The sequence below is a fragment of the Kitasatospora phosalacinea genome (assembly GCF_000717185.1).
In the GTDB taxonomy this organism is placed as follows: domain Bacteria; phylum Actinomycetota; class Actinomycetes; order Streptomycetales; family Streptomycetaceae; genus Kitasatospora; species Kitasatospora phosalacinea_A.
Window position 1 is genome coordinate 42,205 of the sequence record NZ_JNYE01000051.1, and the last position, 18,141, is coordinate 60,345.

Annotated in this window: 15 protein-coding genes and 2 pseudogenes; 7 read left to right on the forward strand and 10 right to left on the reverse strand. The window is 74.2% G+C overall.

The window, feature by feature from the left end; genetic code table 11:
• Positions 1-289: 289 nt before the first annotated feature.
• From OO57_RS21715 to OO57_RS21730, 4 genes are all read right to left on the reverse strand, one after another.
• Positions 290-1,168: a carbohydrate-binding protein gene (locus OO57_RS21715; RefSeq protein ID WP_051778059.1), complete on the reverse strand. Its 879-nt coding sequence runs from the start codon at positions 1,166-1,168 to the stop codon at positions 290-292.
• Between the two features lie 316 nt (positions 1,169-1,484).
• A complete protein-coding gene (locus OO57_RS21720; RefSeq protein ID WP_033254250.1) occupies positions 1,485-2,348 on the reverse strand; it encodes a helix-turn-helix domain-containing protein in 864 nt (287 codons plus the stop codon).
• Between the two features lie 94 nt (positions 2,349-2,442).
• Positions 2,443-2,946 (reverse strand): hypothetical protein, encoded by a 504-nt coding sequence (locus tag OO57_RS21725; protein WP_418909905.1) that lies wholly within the window; start codon positions 2,944-2,946, stop codon positions 2,443-2,445.
• 150 nt (positions 2,947-3,096) lie between these two features.
• Positions 3,097-3,879: a DeoR/GlpR family DNA-binding transcription regulator gene (locus OO57_RS21730; RefSeq protein ID WP_033254252.1), complete on the reverse strand. Its 783-nt coding sequence runs from the start codon at positions 3,877-3,879 to the stop codon at positions 3,097-3,099.
• Between the two features lie 145 nt (positions 3,880-4,024).
• Between OO57_RS21730 and galK the strand changes: the two genes are divergently transcribed.
• Positions 4,025-5,206: a galactokinase gene (gene galK / locus OO57_RS21735; protein WP_033254253.1), complete on the forward strand. Its 1,182-nt coding sequence runs from the start codon at positions 4,025-4,027 to the stop codon at positions 5,204-5,206.
• Between the two features lie 65 nt (positions 5,207-5,271).
• Here galK and galT read toward each other — a convergent pair whose 3' ends face one another.
• From galT to OO57_RS21755, 4 genes are all read right to left on the reverse strand, one after another.
• The gene (gene galT, locus OO57_RS21740) at positions 5,272-6,354 is read right to left on the reverse strand and encodes a galactose-1-phosphate uridylyltransferase (RefSeq protein ID WP_033254254.1); all 1,083 of its coding nucleotides are present in this window, start codon (positions 6,352-6,354) and stop codon (positions 5,272-5,274) included.
• Between the two features lie 142 nt (positions 6,355-6,496).
• Positions 6,497-8,140: a phosphoglucomutase (alpha-D-glucose-1,6-bisphosphate-dependent) gene (pgm, locus tag OO57_RS21745; RefSeq protein WP_033254255.1), complete on the reverse strand. Its 1,644-nt coding sequence runs from the start codon at positions 8,138-8,140 to the stop codon at positions 6,497-6,499.
• 293 nt (positions 8,141-8,433) lie between these two features.
• Positions 8,434-9,369, reverse strand: a complete 936-nt coding sequence (locus tag OO57_RS21750; protein WP_033254256.1) for a MerR family transcriptional regulator — start codon at positions 9,367-9,369, stop codon at positions 8,434-8,436.
• Positions 9,338-10,906: a tetratricopeptide repeat protein gene (locus OO57_RS21755; RefSeq protein ID WP_063737618.1), complete on the reverse strand. Its 1,569-nt coding sequence runs from the start codon at positions 10,904-10,906 to the stop codon at positions 9,338-9,340. Before OO57_RS21755 ends, OO57_RS21750 begins: the two co-directional genes overlap by 32 nt.
• Before the next feature lie 136 nt (positions 10,907-11,042).
• Here OO57_RS21755 and OO57_RS40430 point away from each other — a divergent pair.
• Positions 11,043-11,702 (forward strand): annotated as a pseudogene (locus OO57_RS40430) (NAD-dependent epimerase/dehydratase family protein).
• Positions 11,678-11,929 carry a hypothetical protein gene (locus OO57_RS47220; protein ID WP_051778062.1) on the forward strand — a complete coding sequence of 84 codons (252 nt, stop codon included), beginning with the start codon at positions 11,678-11,680 and terminating at the stop codon, positions 11,927-11,929. Before OO57_RS40430 ends, OO57_RS47220 begins: the two are co-directional and overlap by 25 nt.
• 43 nt (positions 11,930-11,972) lie before the next feature.
• On the opposite strand, the gene OO57_RS21765 is transcribed toward OO57_RS47220, so the two are convergent.
• Positions 11,973-12,851 carry a glycosyltransferase family 2 protein gene (locus OO57_RS21765; protein ID WP_199811299.1) on the reverse strand — a complete coding sequence of 293 codons (879 nt, stop codon included), beginning with the start codon at positions 12,849-12,851 and terminating at the stop codon, positions 11,973-11,975.
• A gap of 26 nt (positions 12,852-12,877) precedes the next feature.
• Here OO57_RS21765 and OO57_RS21770 point away from each other — a divergent pair, with 26 nt between their 5' ends.
• Positions 12,878-13,627: a hypothetical protein gene (locus OO57_RS21770; protein WP_033254257.1), complete on the forward strand. Its 750-nt coding sequence runs from the start codon at positions 12,878-12,880 to the stop codon at positions 13,625-13,627.
• Positions 13,628-13,636: 9 nt separating this feature from the next.
• Entirely contained in the window at positions 13,637-14,995 is a 1,359-nt protein-coding gene (locus OO57_RS21775) for a hypothetical protein (protein ID WP_051778063.1), read from the forward strand.
• A 205-nt stretch (positions 14,996-15,200) separates the two neighbouring features.
• On the opposite strand, the pseudogene OO57_RS41325 reads toward OO57_RS21775, so the two are convergent.
• Positions 15,201-15,817: pseudogene (locus OO57_RS41325) on the reverse strand (LysR substrate-binding domain-containing protein).
• A 128-nt stretch (positions 15,818-15,945) separates the two neighbouring features.
• Here OO57_RS41325 and OO57_RS21785 point away from each other — a divergent pair.
• Positions 15,946-16,374, forward strand: coding sequence for a DUF5997 family protein (locus OO57_RS21785; RefSeq protein WP_033254259.1), 429 nt, complete (start codon positions 15,946-15,948; stop codon positions 16,372-16,374).
• 164 nt (positions 16,375-16,538) lie between these two features.
• The gene (locus OO57_RS21790) at positions 16,539-18,104 is read left to right on the forward strand and encodes an adenosine deaminase family protein (RefSeq protein ID WP_033254260.1); all 1,566 of its coding nucleotides are present in this window, start codon (positions 16,539-16,541) and stop codon (positions 18,102-18,104) included.
• The last annotated feature ends 37 nt before the right edge of the window (positions 18,105-18,141 follow it).

The window sequence follows — 18,141 nt, forward strand, 5'->3', positions numbered from 1 at the left end:
CCGAGCGGGTGGGGTGGTTCCGGGGCGGGCGGCGAGGGGTTCGCGGACGAGCGGCGAGGGGTTCGCGGACGAGCGGGGCGGGGGGGGGAGGTGGTGCGGTACGTCCGGTGGTGCGCCATGGCGGCCCGGGCACCCCGCGCTCGGGCCGCCATGGCGCTGGCGGACGCGGCCCCCGGTCTCCCGGTTTTCCCCTCCCGGGGAGTGGGGGCCGCGCCGCCGCTTCGGGTGGCTGTCGCCGCTGACCGTCCGCGTGGGGGTGGGGCCGGTCAGCGACGGGACCGGGGGCCGGTCAGCGGCGCTGCCAGAGGGCCGGGACGTTCGGCGGCTCCCAGCCGGCGTACGCGACGTGGCCCTGGATGCAGACGTAGGTGACACCGTTGTAGGTGACCACGTCGCCGACCTTGTAGCTGGTGCCGACCTTCCAGGTGGTGGTGCCGCCGCCCGTGTTGCTCGGGCTGGGGCTGGGCGAACCCGGGGGCGTGCTGCTGGGGCTGGGGCTGGGCGTGCCCGTCCCGTTGACGTTGAGCACGAAGTCGAAGCTGGCCTCGCGCCCGTTGCCGACCTGGCGGACCGTCATCAGCAGGTCCGGGTCGTAGATGGTGTCGGTGGCGTTGCGCGGCTCGTTCGGGAAGTACAGCTGGGTGGTGAGGATCGGCTGCCCGGGGGCCTGCACCTTGACGTGGATGTGCCGGGTGCGGCCCGGGTAGAGGCCGGGGACGATCGTGGTCAGCGTGTACGCGCCGTTGGCGGCGCTGAACTGGTGGCCGCGGAAGGTGTAGCCGGAGTTGTCGTAGGTGCCGTTGGTGTCGGCCTGCCAGAAGTCCAGCAGGGCGCCGGCGATCGGAAGGCAGTTCCGGCCGAAGACGAAGCCGCTGACGGTCAGCGGGGTGCCGGGGGTGCCGCTGGTGACCAGGCTGGTGCGCAGCGGGGAGCCGGGCTTGAAGTACGGGCCCTCGATCTGCTCCTCGGTGAGGTGGCCGTCGGTGCACTCGGGGGTCAGCGGGGCCGGGCCGTCGGCGGCGACCGCGTCGCGGGCCAGCGCGACTCCGCCGCCGATCAGGACGGGGGCCGCGGCGGCCGCGGCGGCCGCCTTGAGCAGGCCCTTGCGGCTGATCTTGCGATCGGCCAGTTCTCCCAGGCCGTCCAGCGGGTTGTGGGGGGTGGACATGGCTCTCCGTTCGACTGCTGCTGGTGGTCGCCGCACGCCCGGATTCCCTTGGATGGGACATGACACCTGGAGAGGTCGGGCCTCCCGGCACGGCGGCGCTGTGGGGTGCCTCAGACGCTAGGCCCTGCCCGGCCGGGCGTCGATGGACGGAGGCTGCGGGACGTGGTGCATTCCTCAGGCGCCTTCACGTGCCGTTCGACGGGGCTTCAGCCCGGATTTTCCTCCAACTGCCTTTACTGAACCGCTAGTTGGCAGACGTCACTTCCTCGAAACCACCCCGCCTTCAGCTTTCCTTGAGCCTGTCTTCAGGCTGCCTTCAGCCGGACTTCTCACGGAACTCGCCCGGGGTGCGGCCGACTTCGCGCCGGAAGAAGCGGCAGAAGTAGGCCGGGTCGGAGAAGCCGGCTGCCGCCGAGATCTGACGGATCGTCAGGTCCGTTGTGGTGAGCAGGTGTTTGGCCTCCAGGGTCTGCTGTTCGCGGATCAGCCGGGCCGGGGTGCGGCCGGTTGCCTCCTTCACCACCTCGTGCAAGTAGCCCGCGGAGACGCCGAGTTCACGGGCCAGCGCGAGCACCGAGCGGTCGGTGCGGTCGGCTTCGGCGATCAGCCGGGTGAACCGGGTGACCAGCGGGTGTCCCGCGGCGCGGGGCGGCGCCGTGGCCGCGCCGCGCCCGCGGGCCGCCCGCAGCGCCCGCACCAGCAGGACGTGCAGCAGGGCCTGCAGCACGCTCGGCCCGCCGTCCAGCCCGGCCTCGTACTCGGCGGTCAACTCCCGCAGCACGGCGACCAGTTCGCGGTGCTCCCGGCGGTCCGGCCGGACCGCCGGGCCGGTCGCGAGGGAGCGCAGCAGGGCCAGGTCCTCGGGGTGCCGGTGCAGGAAGTCCTCGTTGAACAGCAGGATCCAGCCGTCGAGCCGGCGCGCCCCGCACCAGCGGTGCACCTGCCCCGGCAGCACCGCGTACAGCGCCGGGGGCTGGATCCGGTGCTCGACCAGGTCGATGACGTGCGTCCCGCTGCCCGCCACCACGTAGGCCAGTTCGTAGAACGAGTGCCGGTGCGGAAAGTCCGCCCGGGAGAGCGGCCCGATCGCGTCGAAACTGCCCGCCGCGAACGGCAGCAGCCCCGGGTCGGGCACGTCCAGGTCGTGCAGTTCCAGGCCGGTGGCCGGTCGGAGCCTCATCGCGCCAGTGTGCGCAAACGGCCCGCCGGGCGTCCAGTGGTCCAGACCAAGTGGCACGTACCGGCAAGCGGCCCGCGGATCGGGGCGGCCGTGGTCACCCCTCGGGGGCGGGCCAGGTCTCCACGAGTGCGCGCCGGTCCGGGAAGCGGGGGCCGCCGAGCATCTCCCGGGTGCTCCGGCCGTTGAGCCAGCACACCTCCTCGGGGCCGCCGTCGCCGGTGTCGAACAGGCAGCACACTCCGCCGGCGGCGGCCGTGAGGTCGGTGAACGCCTTCCTGATGCCGGCCGACCGCGCGAACAGGCGGCTCATCTCCGACGTCGCCGCCCAGCACTCCACGGACGCGTAGCCGGGGTGGGGGAAGGACGCGAACCGGACCGTCGCGTAGACGTACCCGATCCGGATCCGGCCGTCCGCCTCGGGTGCGCGGCCGTTCGCCTCCGCGTACGCCCGCAGGGCGTCGTCGGCGTCGAAGAGGAGGGACGTGTCGAGGTCGAGCGGGCCGCCCGCGGAGCAGTCGACCGGCTCGCTCCGGAAGCGCGAGGTGAACGGGAGCAGGAGCCGCTCGCCGGTGGGGAGGGTGAGGGCGAGCGGGGGCACCCCGCGGGTCGGGGGCGCCGGCTCGGCGAGAGCGGTCAGCGCCCTGGCGACGTTCCGGGGGCGGGGGTAGAACTCGTAGCCGTAGATCAGTCCATGTGCCCTTCCGTTCCTCTCCGCTCCTCGTCCGTTCCGGGGCGCGCTCCGGGGCGTTCAGACGATCAGCAGTTCGCCGCAGGTCTCGGTGAGGACGGCACGGGCGTCGGCGGGGAGGTCGCGGTCGGTGATGAAGCAGTCGAGGTCGGCGAGGGCGGCGAAGCTGCTGAGGCCGACGACGCCCCACTTGCTGTGGTCGGCGACGGCGACGGTGCGGTGGGCGGAGGCGATCAGGGCGCGGTTGGTCTGGGCCTCGGCGAGGTTGGGGGTGGTCAGGCCGGCGCGTTCGCTGACGCCGTGGGCGCCGATGACCAGCAGGTCGACGTGCAGGGAGCGGATGGCCTGGTCGGCGAGCGGGCCGACCAGGGCGGCGGAGCGGGTGGGGGCGCCGCCGGTGAGCAGGAGGGCGGGGCCGCCGTCGCCGCGGCTGCGGACGAGTTCGGCGACGGGCAGCGAGTTGGTCACCACGGTCAGGCCGGGGACGTCGAGCAGGCGGGCGGCGACGGCGTACGCGGTGGTGCCCGCGGAGACGGCGACCACGCTGCCGGGCTGAACCTGGGCGGCGGCGGCCTCGGCGAGGGCGGCCTTGGTCTCGGCGGCCAGGGTCGACTTGGCCTCGAAGGCGGGCTCCTCGGCGGAGGTGGTGCGGGCGACCGCGCCGCCGTACACCTTGCGGACGGCGCCGGAGCGGGCGAGGGCGTCCAGGTCGCGGCGGATCGTCATGTCGGACACGCCGAGCTGGTCGACGAGCTCGGCGACCTTGACGGCCCCGTCGCGGCGGACCAGGTCGAGGATCAGGGCCCGGCGCTGGTCGGCGAGCAGTCCGCCGTCGGTCGTCACGGTGTCCTCCGGAGGGGGTACGAGTGGGACGGCGCTCAGCATAGTTCGCGGGGCGGCACACCAGGCCTGTTCGAGTCTGGGGCAGTGTGTTTGAATGTGTTGAATATACCGTCTGATCGTCCGTGAACGTCCGTTGGAGCGCCCGATGACCACCGATGCCGCCGCCGATGCCGCTGCCGATGCCGCAGCCGACGCCGCCGCCTCTTTCGCCTCCGCCTACGGCGGCTCGCCCGACGGCGTGTGGGCCGCGCCCGGCCGGATCAACCTGATCGGCGAGCACACCGACTACAACGAGGGCTACGTGCTGCCCGCCGCGCTGCCGCACGCCACCCGGGTCGCGGCCCGCCGCCGCGCGGACGGCCGGGTGCGGCTGTTCAGCGCGCAGGGCGACGGCTCGGTGGCCGAGTTCGCGCTCGTCGACCTGGCGCCGGGCTCGGTGCCGGGCTGGGCCGCGTACCCGGCGGGCGTGTTCTGGGCGCTGGCCGAGGCCGGGCACCCGGTAGGCGGCGCCGACCTGGCGTTCTCCTCGGACGTGCCGACCGGGGCGGGCCTGTCCTCGTCCGCCGCGCTGGAGTGCGCGACCGCGATCGCCCTGGACGAGCTGTACGGCCTCGGCCTGGACGCCCCCGGCCGGGCGCTGCTCGCCCAGCGCGCCGAGAACGCCTACGTCGGGGTGCCGTGCGGCGCGCTCGACCAGATGGCGTCCAGCTGCTGCGTCGCGGGCCACGCGTACTTCCTCGACACCCGCACGCTCACCGGCCGCCAGGTGCCGCTGGACCTGCCCGCGGTCGGCCTGTCCCTGCTGGTGGTCGACACCCGGGTCAAGCACGACCTCGGCGACGGCGCGTACGCGGGCCTGCGGGCGGGCTGCGAGCGGGCCGCCGGGCTGCTCGGGGTGCGGGCGCTGCGCGACGTCGACGCGGCCGGGCTGGCCGCGGCCGAGGAGCGGCTGCCCGTCGAGCTGCGCCCGCTGCTGCGGCACGTGGTCACCGAGGACCAGCGGGTGCTGGACGCCGTCGCGCTGCTCGACGCGGGCGACCCGCGGGCGCTCGGCCCGGTGCTGACCGCCGGGCACGCCTCGCTGCGCGACGACTACCGGGTCTCCTGCCCCGAGACCGACCTCGCGGTGGCCGCGGCGAACGCGGCGGGCGCGCTGGGCGCCCGGATGATGGGCGGCGGCTTCGGCGGCTCGGTGCTCGCCCTGGTCGACGCCGACCGGCTGGCGGAGGTCGAGCGGGAGGTGCGCGGGGCGTTCGCCGCGGCCGGGTTCGGCGAGCCGCAGACCTTCCAGGCGGTGCCCTCGCAGGGCGCGCACCGGGTGCGGTAGGCAGCGGGAACGGAGAACCCGCCCGGGAGCTTCCCGGGCGGGTTCTCCTGCGTGCGCGAGGGGCCCTACAGCTCGCGCAGGGTGCGGGCCGCGGTCTCCGGGCGGACGTCGTTCATGAACGCCCCCATGCCGGACTCGGTGCCCGCCAGGTACTTGAGCTTGTCGGCGGTGCGGCGCAGCGTGAACAGCTCCAGGTGCAGGGCGAGTTCGGTGGCGGCGGGCCGGGGCGTCTGGTGCCAGGCGGCGATGTACGGGGCCGGTTCGGGGAAGAGCCGGTCGAAGCGGCGCAGCAGGTCGAGGTAGACCCGCGGGAACTCGGCGCGGGCGTCGTCGTCCAGCGCGGTGAGGTCGGCGGCCCGGCGGTTGGGGTAGAGGTGCACCTCGTACGGCCAGCGGGCGGCGAACGGGACGAAGGCCGTCCAGTGCTCGCCGGCCAGCACCACCCGGGAGTCCGGCTTGCCCGCGGTGGCGCGCTCGGCGGCCAGCACGTCGTCGTACAGGTTTCGGCCGGTCGCGGCGAGGTGGGCGGCGGCGCGGTCCAGGGCGAGGGCGGTGCGCGGGGTGGTGAACGGGAAGGCGTAGATCTGGCCGTGCGGGTGGCCGAGGGTCACGCCGATCTCGGCGCCGCGGTTCTCGAAGCAGTACACCTGCCGGACGCCGGGGCGGGCGTACAGCTCGGCGGTGCGGTCGGTCCAGGCGTCCAGGACCAGGCGGGCGTGCGGCTCGGAGAGGTCGACGAAGGACGCGCCGTGGTCGGAGGTGAAGCAGACCACCTCGCAGCGGCCGGTGCCCGGGGTGAGCGCGTACGGGCCGTCCGACCAGGGGGCGACGTGGGCGGCGGAGGAGTCGGCGAGCGAGGGGAAGCGGTTCTCGAACACCGCGACCTGGTAGTCCGCGGCCGGGATCTCGCTGAGCCGCCCGTCCCGGGACGGGCAGAGCGGGCACTCGTCGGCCGGCGGGTGGTAGGTGCGGGCCTGGCGGTGCGCGGCGACGGTGACCGCGTCGCCGGTGAACGGGTCGACCCGCACCTCGGAGACGCTCGCGGCGGGCTCCAGCGGGCGGGCGTCGACCGCGTCGCGGACGGCGGGCCCGTCGTCGTAGTAGATCAGTTCGCGGCCGTCGGCCAGTTCGGTCACCGTCTTGTGCACGGCGGCACACTCCTCGTGGTTCGGGTCGCGGCTCGGGGCAGGACGGGTGAGCCGATACACCGAACATCTTCGAACAGAGTGCACCACAATGCAACACCCCTCCGGTCGGCGGACCGGAGGGGTGCGGCGTTCGGGCGGGAGGCTACGCCTTGGCGAGGACCTCGGTGACCAGCTCGCGGGCCTCGGACTGGACCTGGGCGAGGTGGCTCTCGCTGTGGAAGCTCTCGGCGTAGATCTTGTACACGTCCTCGGTGCCGGAGGGGCGGGCCGCGAACCAGGCGTTCTCGGTGGTGACCTTGAGGCCGCCGATCGCGGCGCCGTTGCCGGGGGCGTGGGTGAGGACCGCGGTGATCGGCTCGCCCGCCAGGGTGTCGGCGGTGACCCGGTCGGCGTCGAGGGCGGCGAGGGCGGCCTTCTGGGCCCGGTCCGCGGGGGCGTCGACCCGGGCGTAGACCGGGTCGCCGTGGCGGGCGACCAGCTCGCGGTACAGGGCGGAGGGGGTGCTGCCGGTGACGGCGGTGATCTCGGAGGCCAGCAGGGCCAGCAGGATGCCGTCCTTGTCGGTGCTCCACGGGGAGCCGTCCCGGCGCAGGAAGGAGGCGCCCGCGGACTCCTCGCCGCCGAAGGCGACCGTCCCGTTCAGCAGGCCGTCGACGAACCACTTGAAGCCGACCGGCACTTCGAGCAGCTCGCGGCCGAGCCCGGCCACCACCCGGTCGATCATCGAGGAGGAGACCAGGGTCTTGCCGACCGCCGCCGCCGCGGGCCAGCCCTCGCGGTGCCGGTACAGGTAGTCGATGGCGACGGCCAGGTAGTGGTTGGGGTTCATCAGCCCGCCGTCGGGGGTGACGATGCCGTGCCGGTCGGCGTCCGCGTCGTTGCCGGTGGCCAGGGCGTACGCGTCGCGCTTGTCGATCAGCGAGGCCATCGCGTACGGGGAGGAGCAGTCCATCCGGATCTTGCCGTCCCAGTCCAGGGTCATGAACCGCCAGGTGGGGTCGGCGAGCGGGTTGACCACGGTGAGGTCGAGGCGGTGGGTCTCGGCGATCCGGCCCCAGTAGGCGACCGAGGCGCCGCCGAGCGGGTCGGCGCCGATCCGCAGGCCCGCGTCGCGGACGGCGTCCAGGTTCACCGCGGCGGGCAGGTCGTCGACGTACGCGCCGAGGAAGTCGTAGCGGCCGGTGGTGTCGGCGGCCAGCGCCCGGGCGTACGGGATGCGGCGGACGCCCTCCAGGCCCGCGGCGAGCAGGGCGTTGGCGCGGCGCTCGATCCAGCCGGTGGCGGTGGAGTCGGCCGGACCGCCGTGCGGCGGGTTGTACTTGAAGCCGCCGTCGGCGGGCGGGTTGTGCGAGGGCGTCACCACGATGCCGTCCGCGAGCGCCGCCGGGCGGGTGCGGTTGTGGGTGAGGATCGCGTGCGAGACCGCCGGGGTCGGCGTGTAGCCGTCCGCGGTGTCCAGCAGCACCGTGACGCCGTTGGCGGCGAGCACCTCCAGGGTGGTGGCCCGGGCGGGCTCGGACAGCGCGTGGGTGTCGATGCCGAGGAACAGCGGGCCGGTGGTGCCCTGTTCGGCCCGGTAGTCGCAGATCGCCTGCGCGGTGGCCGCGATGTGGTCCTCGTTGAAGGCGCCTCGCAGCGCCGAGCCGCGGTGCCCGGAGGTCCCGAAGGCGACGCGCTGGGCGACGTCCTCCGGGTCCGGGTGCAGCGCGTAGTAGTCCGTCACCAGGCGGGCGACGTCGATCAGGTCCTGCGGCTGCGCCGGCTGGCCGGCCCGTGCGTGCACCATGTGCTTGTTCCCCTCGGTCGGTACGGCAAGGATGCCCGCCGACCATCATGCGGGCCACACCGCCCCGACCGCGGGAACGCCGTCGGGGCGCGGCCGACGGGGCGGCGGCCGGGGCGGCGGAACGGATTCCGGCTGTACGGGGAACGGGCCTTCCGATCAAGGGAGTTGACGCCGCCTCGGCGGTTCGGGGGCGCTCCCGGAGCGCGCGGCGGCCGTCGGCGGCCCCGGTCCCGGCGTCCCCGGTCCCGGCGTCTCCGGTCTCGGGGTTTCTTCCGGCCTCGGCGTCCCCGGCGTCAGCCCGTCCGGGCGCGCAGGGCCTCGGCGGACCAGGTGAGCGCGGGCGCCGGGCCCTCCGGGGCGGGCCAGCGGTTGATCACCGCGAGCAGGTGGAGGTACCGGTCCCGGCGCGGATCGTTCGCGCTCTCCAGGCGGAGCAGCAGTCGGCGGCGGAGCCCGGTGTCGTCGGGACGGCCGCAGAGCTGCGCGTAGTGGGCCGTGAGCGCCGCGACGACCGGATCGGCCTGGGGGGAGGCCGGGCGGACGCCAGCCGCCAGGGCCGGGGCGACGAGGTCGCGGACGACTGCGACGAGGTCGCGGCGCGGACCCGTGGTGCGGACCCGCGCCCGGTCGGCCGCCAGTTCCTCGGCCGTGCGCCGCACCGCGGCCCGGAAGTCCGGGTCCAGGGCCAGTTCGGCCAGTTCCACCCAGGCCCGGGCCTGCTCGGCGTCGGGGTCCTCGGACAGTTCGGGGGTCATCGAGCGCATGGCTCCCGCGGACACGGGGTCGGTGGCCGCTCCGTCGAAGACGGCGTGGAGGAAGTCGTCGACGAGGTCGCGGCGTTGGTCCTCGGTGAGCCGGGCGAGTCGGTGCACGGGGTCGGTCTCCTCGGGGGTGAGCCCGCGCTCGGCCACCACGGTGAGCACCGCGTGCCGCAGGCGCAGGACGCGGATCTGTACGGCCAGCGCCTCGGCCTGCACCGCGGCGACCTCGGGGAGCGGGAGGCCCCGGTCGACGACCTCGCGGATCGTGGCGAGGTCCAGTCCCAGTTCGCGGAGGGTCCGCACGAGGCGCAGGCGCTCGACGGCGGCGGTGTCGTACCGGCGGTGGCCGGCCGGGCTGCGGTCCGTCGGCGGCACGATTCCGCGTTCGGAGTAGAACCGTACGGTCTTGACTGTCAGACCGGTCCGCCGGGCCAGTTCACCGATCGAGTAGCGCGTGTCGCCGTCCATGCCCGCAGCCTGCCGCCTCCCCCCGGGGGAGGTGCAAGCCCCTCCGCCCCGGCGGGGTCACTTCTTGCGGCCGCGGGAGCTTTGGGCGGTGCGGCCGCGGACGATGCCGATGAACTCCTCGACCAGGTCGGTGGTGGCCTCCTCCGGCCAGGCGAGGGCGACCTGCGACTGCGGGACGTCGAGGTGCGGCGGCACGACGGTCCAGCTGTGCAGCCCCTCGGATGCGGCGGCTGGTGTAGAGGCGCAGGGCGGAGCGCATGGTGTCGAGTTCCTTGGTGGTGCGCTCGGAGGCGACACCTTCCATGAGGTCCAGGGCCTGTGCCCAGAGGGTGACGGCTTCTTCGTGGCGGTGCTGGGCGGCGACGGTCTTGGCGAGGTTGGCCAGGGTGAGGGCGCGGACGCGGTGGTAGGTGCCGGGGACACGGTGCTGGACGGCGGCGCGGTAGTGGCGTTCGGCGGCGGCGTGGTCCTTCATCGCGGTCAGGGTCTTGCCGGTGTGGGAGGCGACGGTGGCGGCGACCGGTCCGGAGGCGGCGGCGTAGGCAGGGGGCGGTTCGGTAGCGGCGAGCATCGCGTTCTCGGCGGCGAGGATCAGCTTCGCGGCGGCGGCCCGGTTGCCGGAGGCGCCGTTGGCGCGGGCTGCGGTGATGAGCAGCAGGGCCTCGGTACTGGGGTCGACGCGCCCGCGGGCGCGGAGGAGGGCAGCGTCGGCGAGGGCGGCGGTGCCGGTGTGGTGGCCGAGGTCGAGGGCCTGGTGGGTGAGGGCTCGCATGGCCCAGGCGGCGCGGCCTGCGGGGTCGGCCTCGCAGGCGAGCTGGTAGGCGAGGAGGTAGAACCGCTGGGCGGCGCCGTCGCTGCCGTGGTCGTGGAGTTTCCAGCCGATGAGGGTGGCGAGTTCGGCAGCGGCGCCGAACGCCTCCGTACGGATGGCGCTGTCGGGGAAGGTGCCCTTGAGCATCGGGGTGACGACGTCGGCGAGATAGGAGGTGATGGCGACCAGGCCGTGGCCGCCGCCGAGGCGTTCGTCGGCGGTGCGGAACATCTCGGTGAACTGCCGGACGACGGCGATCTCGCCGGGCCCGATCCGGCGGCTGCCGGCGGCGGCGCTGAGCGCGGCCGCGGCGGCCTGGTGGTCGTAGGCCAGCGGCAGGCCGACCGCGGCGGCGGAGAAGGTGGTGGCGAGGAAGTCGCGGCGGCGCAGCATGATGAGCCTTCCGAGGTCGGCAGCGGCGACGAGGGGGTCGAGGGGCAGCGCCCGGGTGGTGTCCTCGACGGGTTCGGAGCCTAGACCGATCTCGGCCGGCGTGACGGTGCGTCGGAGCCTGCGGCTGAGCGCTTCGGCGATGTAGAGCGGTGTCCTGCCCGCCGGTCTGGTCCCGTTGACGACCCAGTGGTGGACGGCCGCCTTCGAGGTGCGCAGTTCGACCCGGGACTCGGCGGCGACGGCCCGCACCGCTCTGGCCAGGGCTTCGTAGGTCCACCCGGCCTCGTCCAGGACGGCTGCCAGGTGCCGGTTCGGTTCGGCGCTCGGGTTCACTTCGCTCCCTGGGACGACCGCGAGTTGATCATGAACGGGATTAACCAGGAGGGGGAGCGAACACGGTACCGCCGCCCGGGCCCGGAGGCTTCACTTTCAGGCATCCACCCGACTCCGAACAGAGGTGCAGATCAACATGATTGACGCAAAGTCAGCTGTGACCGGTCAGCTCGCGGGCGCGACGGTGCTGGTGACCGGGGGCGGCGGCCTGGTCGGCAGCCGCGTCGTCGCCCAGCTCGCCGCCGCGTACGCGGACGTCGCCGCCTGCACCCGCCACCCGCGCACCGCGTTCGCCAGCAACCTGGCCGGCACCCAGAGCGTGCTGGACACCGTGGCCGGATCGACGGTGAAGCGGCTGGTGTTCGTCTCCTCCGCGTCCGTCTACGGCCACGGCGGCACCACCGCCGACGGCCCCGCGGTCTTCACCTAAGCGCAGCCGCTGGACCCGATCTCCGTCTACGCGAACACCAAGGCGTGGGGCGAGCAGCAGACCCGGCTGATGCTGGACGGCTCCACCGGGCCCGAGCACGCGATCGTCCGGTACTTCTCCGTCTACGGGGAGCCGCAGGTCCCCAAGCCCGGCTCGCACTCGTGGATGGTCCCGTGGATGGCCATGTCCGCGCACACCGGCCGCCCGATCCGGCTCAACGGCGGCGGCACGCAGGTACGGGACATGGTGCACGTCGAGGACATCGCCCGCGCCACGATCCTCGCGCTGGTCGCCGAACGGATGGCGGCCGGACGGTCAACGTCGGCACCGGCGTGCCGACCATGGTGCGCCGCATCGGCGAGCTGATCGCCGCCCACTACCCCGGCGCCCGCTTCGAGCGGGCGCCGATGCCCGCGGGCGACCCGCTCGGCGGCTGCGTCGACACCCGCCTGGCCGCCGAACTCCTCGGCTGGGCTCCCGCCATCGGCCTCGCCGACGGCATCGACCGGTACGTCGCCTGGCTGCGCTCCACCCCTGGCGCCGTCCCCGACTGGTTCACCGCCGACGGACCCTCGGCTGCCCTGGCCGCCTGAATCTGCCTGGCCGGGCTCGGCCGGGCTCGGCTGGGTCTGGCCGTCAGAAGATCGGCGGTCGGCCCAGCTGCGCCATCCGGCGCACCGTGCTCCACCGCATCGGCCGGCGCGGCGGGCACGCCACCCGCACCCCCTCGAAGAACCCGCCCCACCACGCCTTCAAGCCGGCCAGCGGCGGGCGGCGCAGCAGGGTGTAGCCGATCCAGGAGGCGAGGTAGACCGGTACCAGCGGGGCGGGGAGGTGGCGTTTGGCCAGCCAGACCCGGTTGCGGGCGGTCATCCGGTAGTAGGCGGCGTGCCGGGCCGGGTCGGTGCGCGGGTGCTGGAGCACCAGGTCGGCGCGGTAGTCGATGCCCCAACCCGCGTCCAGCGCCCGCCAGGCGAAGTCGGTCTCCTCGTGCGTGTAGAAGAACTCGGCCGGGAACAGGCCGATCTGGTCGATCACGGACATCCGGATGGCGTGGCCGCCACCGAGGAACGTGGTCACCGGACCGGACTGCATCGGGTCGGACTTGCCCAGGCGGGGGACGTGGCGGCGCTGGGTGAAGCCGGTCTCGTCGGCGATCCGGAACGAGGCGATGCCCAACCGCGGGTCCTGCTCGAACGCCTCCCGGACCAGTCGGAAGGTGTCGGTGCGCGGCAGCAGCCCGTCGTCGTCCAGCACCACCAGCACGTCCGCGCCGCCCAGTTCGCGCAGCCGCTCCACACCGGCGTTGCGCCCGCCCGGGATGCCCAGGTTCTCCGGCAGCTCCACCGCGTCCACCCACTGCGGCAGCGGCGGCAGTTCGACGCCCTGGCCGAGCACGACCGTGCGCACCCCGGACTCGGAGCCCTCCTGCGTCCGCACCGACTCCAGCAGCGCCACCAGCTCGGCGGGCCGGTTCCCCATCGTCAGCACCACCACGCCCAGCGTGACACCCATGTCCGACCCGACCCTTCGAGGACTCGATGAACTCTCCGACACCGCAGGACGCCGACCGGCTGCCGCTGCACGAGCTGGCGGCCGTGGGCCGCCTGCCCGACCACCAGGTGCTGGACCGGCCGACCCTCGCATGGATCGCCGACCGGCGGCCGGGCGGTCCGGGTGCGCGGCCCAGACTGCCACACCCCGCGACCCCGCTGGTACCGGATCCGTCCTGGTTCGCCCGGCCGGAGACCGCGACCTCCCTGCACGGCGTCCTGCACGGCGCCCGCGTCGCCGTCCTCGTCCAGCTCCTCGCCGCCGGCCACGGCCTCGGCCCCGACCGGGTGCTCGCGCTCGCCGCCGCGGCAGCCTGCCACGACTGCCGCCGCCTCAACGACCGCACCGACCCCGGCCACGGCGCCCGCGCCGCCGCCTGGCTGACCCGGCACCCGGCCGACCTCAGCGCCGCGTTCGGCCACGAGGCCAGCCCGGAGGCGGTCGCCGCCGTCGCCCTCCACGACGTCCCCCACCGCGCCTTCACTCCTGAGCAGCACACCGCCTACCACCGGCACCGCACGGCCGTCGACCTGCTCAAGGCCGCCGACGCCCTCGACCGCTACCGCCTGCCCGCCACCCGCTGGTGGCCCGACCTGCACCTGCTGCGCCTCCAGATTCCGGCCTGGGCCCTGCACCTCGCCCACGACCTGGTCGTCCGCACCGAACACGCCCGCCTCGACGGCGTGAGCGACGCCCACGCCCTCCACCTGGCGCTCCGCGCCCTGCAACCCGAGTAGGAGACACCCGTGCACCCGGACTGGGACCTCGCCCACACCCACCTCGACGCCCCCACCGAGCAGTTGCCCACCGGCCTCACCGCCACCCCGGACCACTGGAGCGAGCGCCTCCAACGCACCCCGGGCGGACACCTGCTGCGCCCCGACGGCAACGCCATGCTCACCGCCCTGACCACCGACCGCCCGATGCACCTGCTGCACCTCACCCGCTCCCTGGACGCCATCCGCACCAGCGGCCACCTGCTCGCCTCCACCGGCTGCCTCGCCGCCGCCCTCTACGGAGCCCCGCTCACCGAACTGCCCGGCGGCGCGCTGCGCCCCCACAACCTCGGCACCCACCTCCTCGACACCCGCCCCGACCTCGACAGCCGACGCGACAGCACCCCCCTGGTCATCGAAGTCTCCCCCGACCACCCGGCCCCCGGCGCCGGCCTGGACTACCTGCGCCTGGGCGCCGTCCACCTGCGCGCCTTCGACCGCCACCGCCACGCCCTCACCCCCACCGAGGACCACCAGGTCACCCGGTCCGTCACCGACCGGATCCGCGCCGCCGCACCCCTGCTGGACCTGATGCTCGCCACCGCCACCGGCCGCATCCGCCCCGACGCCGGGGCGTTCCTCGACCAACTGGCCGCCGCCGTCCCGGTCATGCCCTACCTCGGCTACCTCTACTTCGAGACCGCCGCCGAGTACCTGATGCTCCACTCCACCAGCACCGCGACGAAGAACCTGGCCGAACTCGGCGAGATGAACAACCACCTCTACAAGCAGCTCGCCTTCACCGCCGTCGACACCATGGGCACCCTCTTCGACGTCGGCCGCTTCCGCCCCGGCCGCCAACGCTTCCTCGACCTGATCGACGGCATCGAACCCGGCCTGTCCCAGCACGCCGCTGCCTTCGTCCACGACCGCCTCTGCCACCGCTTCACCGCCACTGCCCTCACCCCGGCCGCCGACGCCACCGCCTTCGCCTTCACCGACGCGGACGCCGACGACCTGCGCACCGCGGCCGCCCCGCTGCTCGGCCAACTCCTCTTCCGCGAAGTCCGCCTCCTGGACCGCTACCCCCAGCTCTACCACCTCTTCGAACAGGAGAAGGCCGCCGAGGCGTGGACCTACTGGAACCGCCGGCGCACCGCCCTGCCCTACAACGCGACCTGCGGGCCCAAGGGCGAGATCGGCGTCAACCCCGCCAACCCGCACGCCCGGATCACCGTCTGGACCGCCGAACGATGCGTCCGCGGACTGCTCCACCCCACCGAACAGGTCGCCGCCGTGCCGGCACCCCGACTCGCCCCCTGGGTCTTCACGCCCCTGCGGGACCGCACGGACGAGGAACTGTGGAACAGCCGCCCGGTGCTGGCGTGATCTCCGGGGTTCGCCGCCAGCCCTTGGGCAGCTCTTGAGCCGGAGCGACAACGTGCCTGCCCCTGACCCGGGCTCACCCCTGTCGGATGGCCCGGCCTCCGGGTCCGGGTGGGTGCGAGCGGGTCCGGACCGGGCCTGGGCAGTCGGTCTCCACGAGGCCGGGGGCCGTTTGAGCAGGTTCCCGGTGGTGCCCGGACGCCCGAGGCTACTTCTTGCGGCCGCCGCCGCTGCCGCCGCGCTTGGGCTGGGCGGTGCGGGCGCCGCCGGTGCGCTGGCCCGGCTTGGGCTTGCCGCCGCCCTTGCCGGCCTGGGCGGTGCGCTGCTGGGGCTGGGCCTTGGACTTCTTCGTGCCGGACGGGCGGCGCTGCTCCTCGGCGGCGGCGGTGCGGCCGCGGGAGCTGTTGGCGGTGCGGCCGCGGACGATGCCGATGAACTCCTCGACCAGGTCGGTGGTGGCCTCCTCCGGCCAGGCGAGGGCGACCTGCGACTGCGGGACGTCGAGAAGACGACCTCCTCGGCGAGGTCGGCGACGGTGACCTCCTCGGCGGCGGCCAGCCAGTGGTCCTTGGGGAACACCACGACGGTGGTCTCGGTGTACAGCGGGATGGCGCTCAGCACCGTCCGGTCCACCGGCAGCCGGACCAGCCCGGCGTCCGCGCCGCCGGACAGCAGCAGGGCGTGCCCGTCGGCGGGCGCCGACTGCAGCAGTTCGAGCGGGACGTCCGGCAGCCGCTGCTCCCACACCCGCAGCCACTTGGTGGGCGTCACCCCGGGCACGTACACCAGGCGGAAGGGGGCGGAGGGCTGCTCGTTGTCGGTCACGCGCTCCAGGCTAGCGGTCCGCCGGGGCCCGGCCGGGCAGCGGTCGTGACGGGGCGGGGGCGGCGGTCGGCGGGGCGGGGGCGGCGGCCGTGAGCTGGGCAGGGGCGCTTTCCCTATACCCTTGTCGCATGACTACGCCCAAGCCCAAGACCTCCCAGACCATGAAGCCCGCGACCGCGGCCAAGAAGCTGGGGATCTACCTGGCGGCGACCCCCGCCGAGTTCCAGGCGGGCGTCGTCTCCCGCGACGAGCTCAACGCGATGCAGGCCGAGCCCCCGCAGTGGCTGGCCGACCTGCGGCGCAACGGGCCGCACCCGCGGCAGGTGGTGGCCGCCCGGCTCGGCATCTCGGTCACCGGCCTGAACCGGGCCGGGATCACCGAGGCGCTGACCACCGAGCAGATCGACGCGCTGCGCGAGGAGGACCCGGAGTGGCTGCGCCGCGAGCGCGCGCTCCAGGCCGACGTGCGCAAGGAGGCGCAGCGGGTGCAGACGGCGGCGGAGAAGGCGGCGAAGGTGAAGGCCGAGCGGGCCGCGGGCAAGTCCCGGCGCAAGTGAACGGGTAGCAGGCGGCGGGCGGCGGGCGGCGGGCGGCGGGCGGCGAGCAGTAAGTAGCACCATCCGATCGTTCCAGGGCCGTTTCCGTGCGTCGGCACTCTTTCGGATGATGTGCGCACGACATGAACGGCGTTGCGGGGTACGGCGGCTGACGGTCCGTCAGCATGGCGATCATGATGTCGCTACGCCGTACCACCTCCGCAGCTCTCGTCGCCTGCACCGCCCTGCTGCTGCCGCTCGCCCCCGCCGCCGGGGCCGCCGACCGGCCCGGCCCCCGTTCGACCGAGGAGGCCGTCTCCGGCCTGCTGGACGGGATCCGGCAGGACCCGGCGCGCCTGGACGCCTTCCTGCGGGCGATGCCCAAGGGCGGTGACCTGCACAACCACCTCTCCGGTGCGGTCTCCACCGAGCTGCTGATCCGGCTGGCCGCGCAGGACGGCCTGTGCATCGACTCGGTGACCCTCGCCTCGGCGACCGGCCCCTGCCAGGGCACCCTGCGTCCGGCCCAGGACGCGCTGGCGGAGGGCGAGTTCCGCACCCAGGTGATCCGGGCCTGGTCGATGCAGGACTTCACGCCGGGCGCGGAGTCCGGCCACGACCACTTCTTCGCCACCTTCGGCAAGTTCGGCGAGGCGAGCTGGCGCCACCCGGGCACGATGCTCGCCGAGGTGACCGACACCATGGCGGCGCAGCACCAGAGTTACCTGGAGACCATGCTGACCCCGTCCTCGGTCGGGGTGGCGGCGCTGGCCGCCGAGGTCGGCTTCGACCCCGACTTCGCGGCGCTGCGGCAGAAGCTGCTGGCCGGGGGCCGGATGCAGGCGCTGGTGGACGGGGCCCGCACCGACCTGGACACCGCGATGGCCGAGTACCAGGCCACCGAGCAGTGCGGCACCGCGCAGGCCCGGCCGGGCTGTTCGGTGACGGTGCGGATCCAGTCCCAGGCGTCCCGGGCGTCCACCCCGGCGCGGGTGTTCGCGCAGTTGCTGCTGGGGATGGAACTCGCCTCCCAGGACGGGCGGTTCGTCGCGGTGAACCTGGTGCAGCCGGAGGACTACCAGTCCTCGCTGGACAACTACCAGCTCCAGATGGAGATGCTGGACTTCCTGCGTCCGCTCTACCCGGAGGCCCACATCACCCTGCACGCGGGCGAGTTGGTGCCCGGGCTGGTGAAGCCGTCGGACCTGGCCTTCCACATCCGGCAGGCCGTGCTGACCGGCCACGCCGAGCGGATCGGGCACGGCGTGGACGTCACCCACGAGGACGACTCGGCGGAGCTGCTGCGCACCCTGGCCGAGCGCAAGGTGCTGGTCGAGGTGCCGCTGACCTCCAACGCGCAGATCCTCCAGGTGGAGGGGCAGGAGCACCCGTTCCCGCTGTACCGCAAGTACGGGGTGCCGACGGCGCTTGCCACCGACGACCCGGGGGTGGAGCGGATCGACATCACCCACGAGTACGTGCGGGCGGCGCGGACCTACGGCCTGAGCTACCCCGAGCTGAAGGACCTGGCGCGCAACTCGCTGGAGTACGGCTTCGTGGCGGGCCGCAGCCTGTGGCGGGACCGCGACGGCTTCAAGCCGGTGCCGGAGTGCCAGGGGCGGACGCTGGGGTCGGCGAACCCGACGCCGAAGTGCGCGGCGCTGCTGGCGGCCAGCCCGAAGGCGGCGCTGGAGTGGAAGCAGGAGGGGGCGTTCCGGGCCTTCGAGGCTTCGGTGCTGCACCTGAAGTAGCTTGATGGGCGGACGAGTTGACGGCCCGTCGGGGATG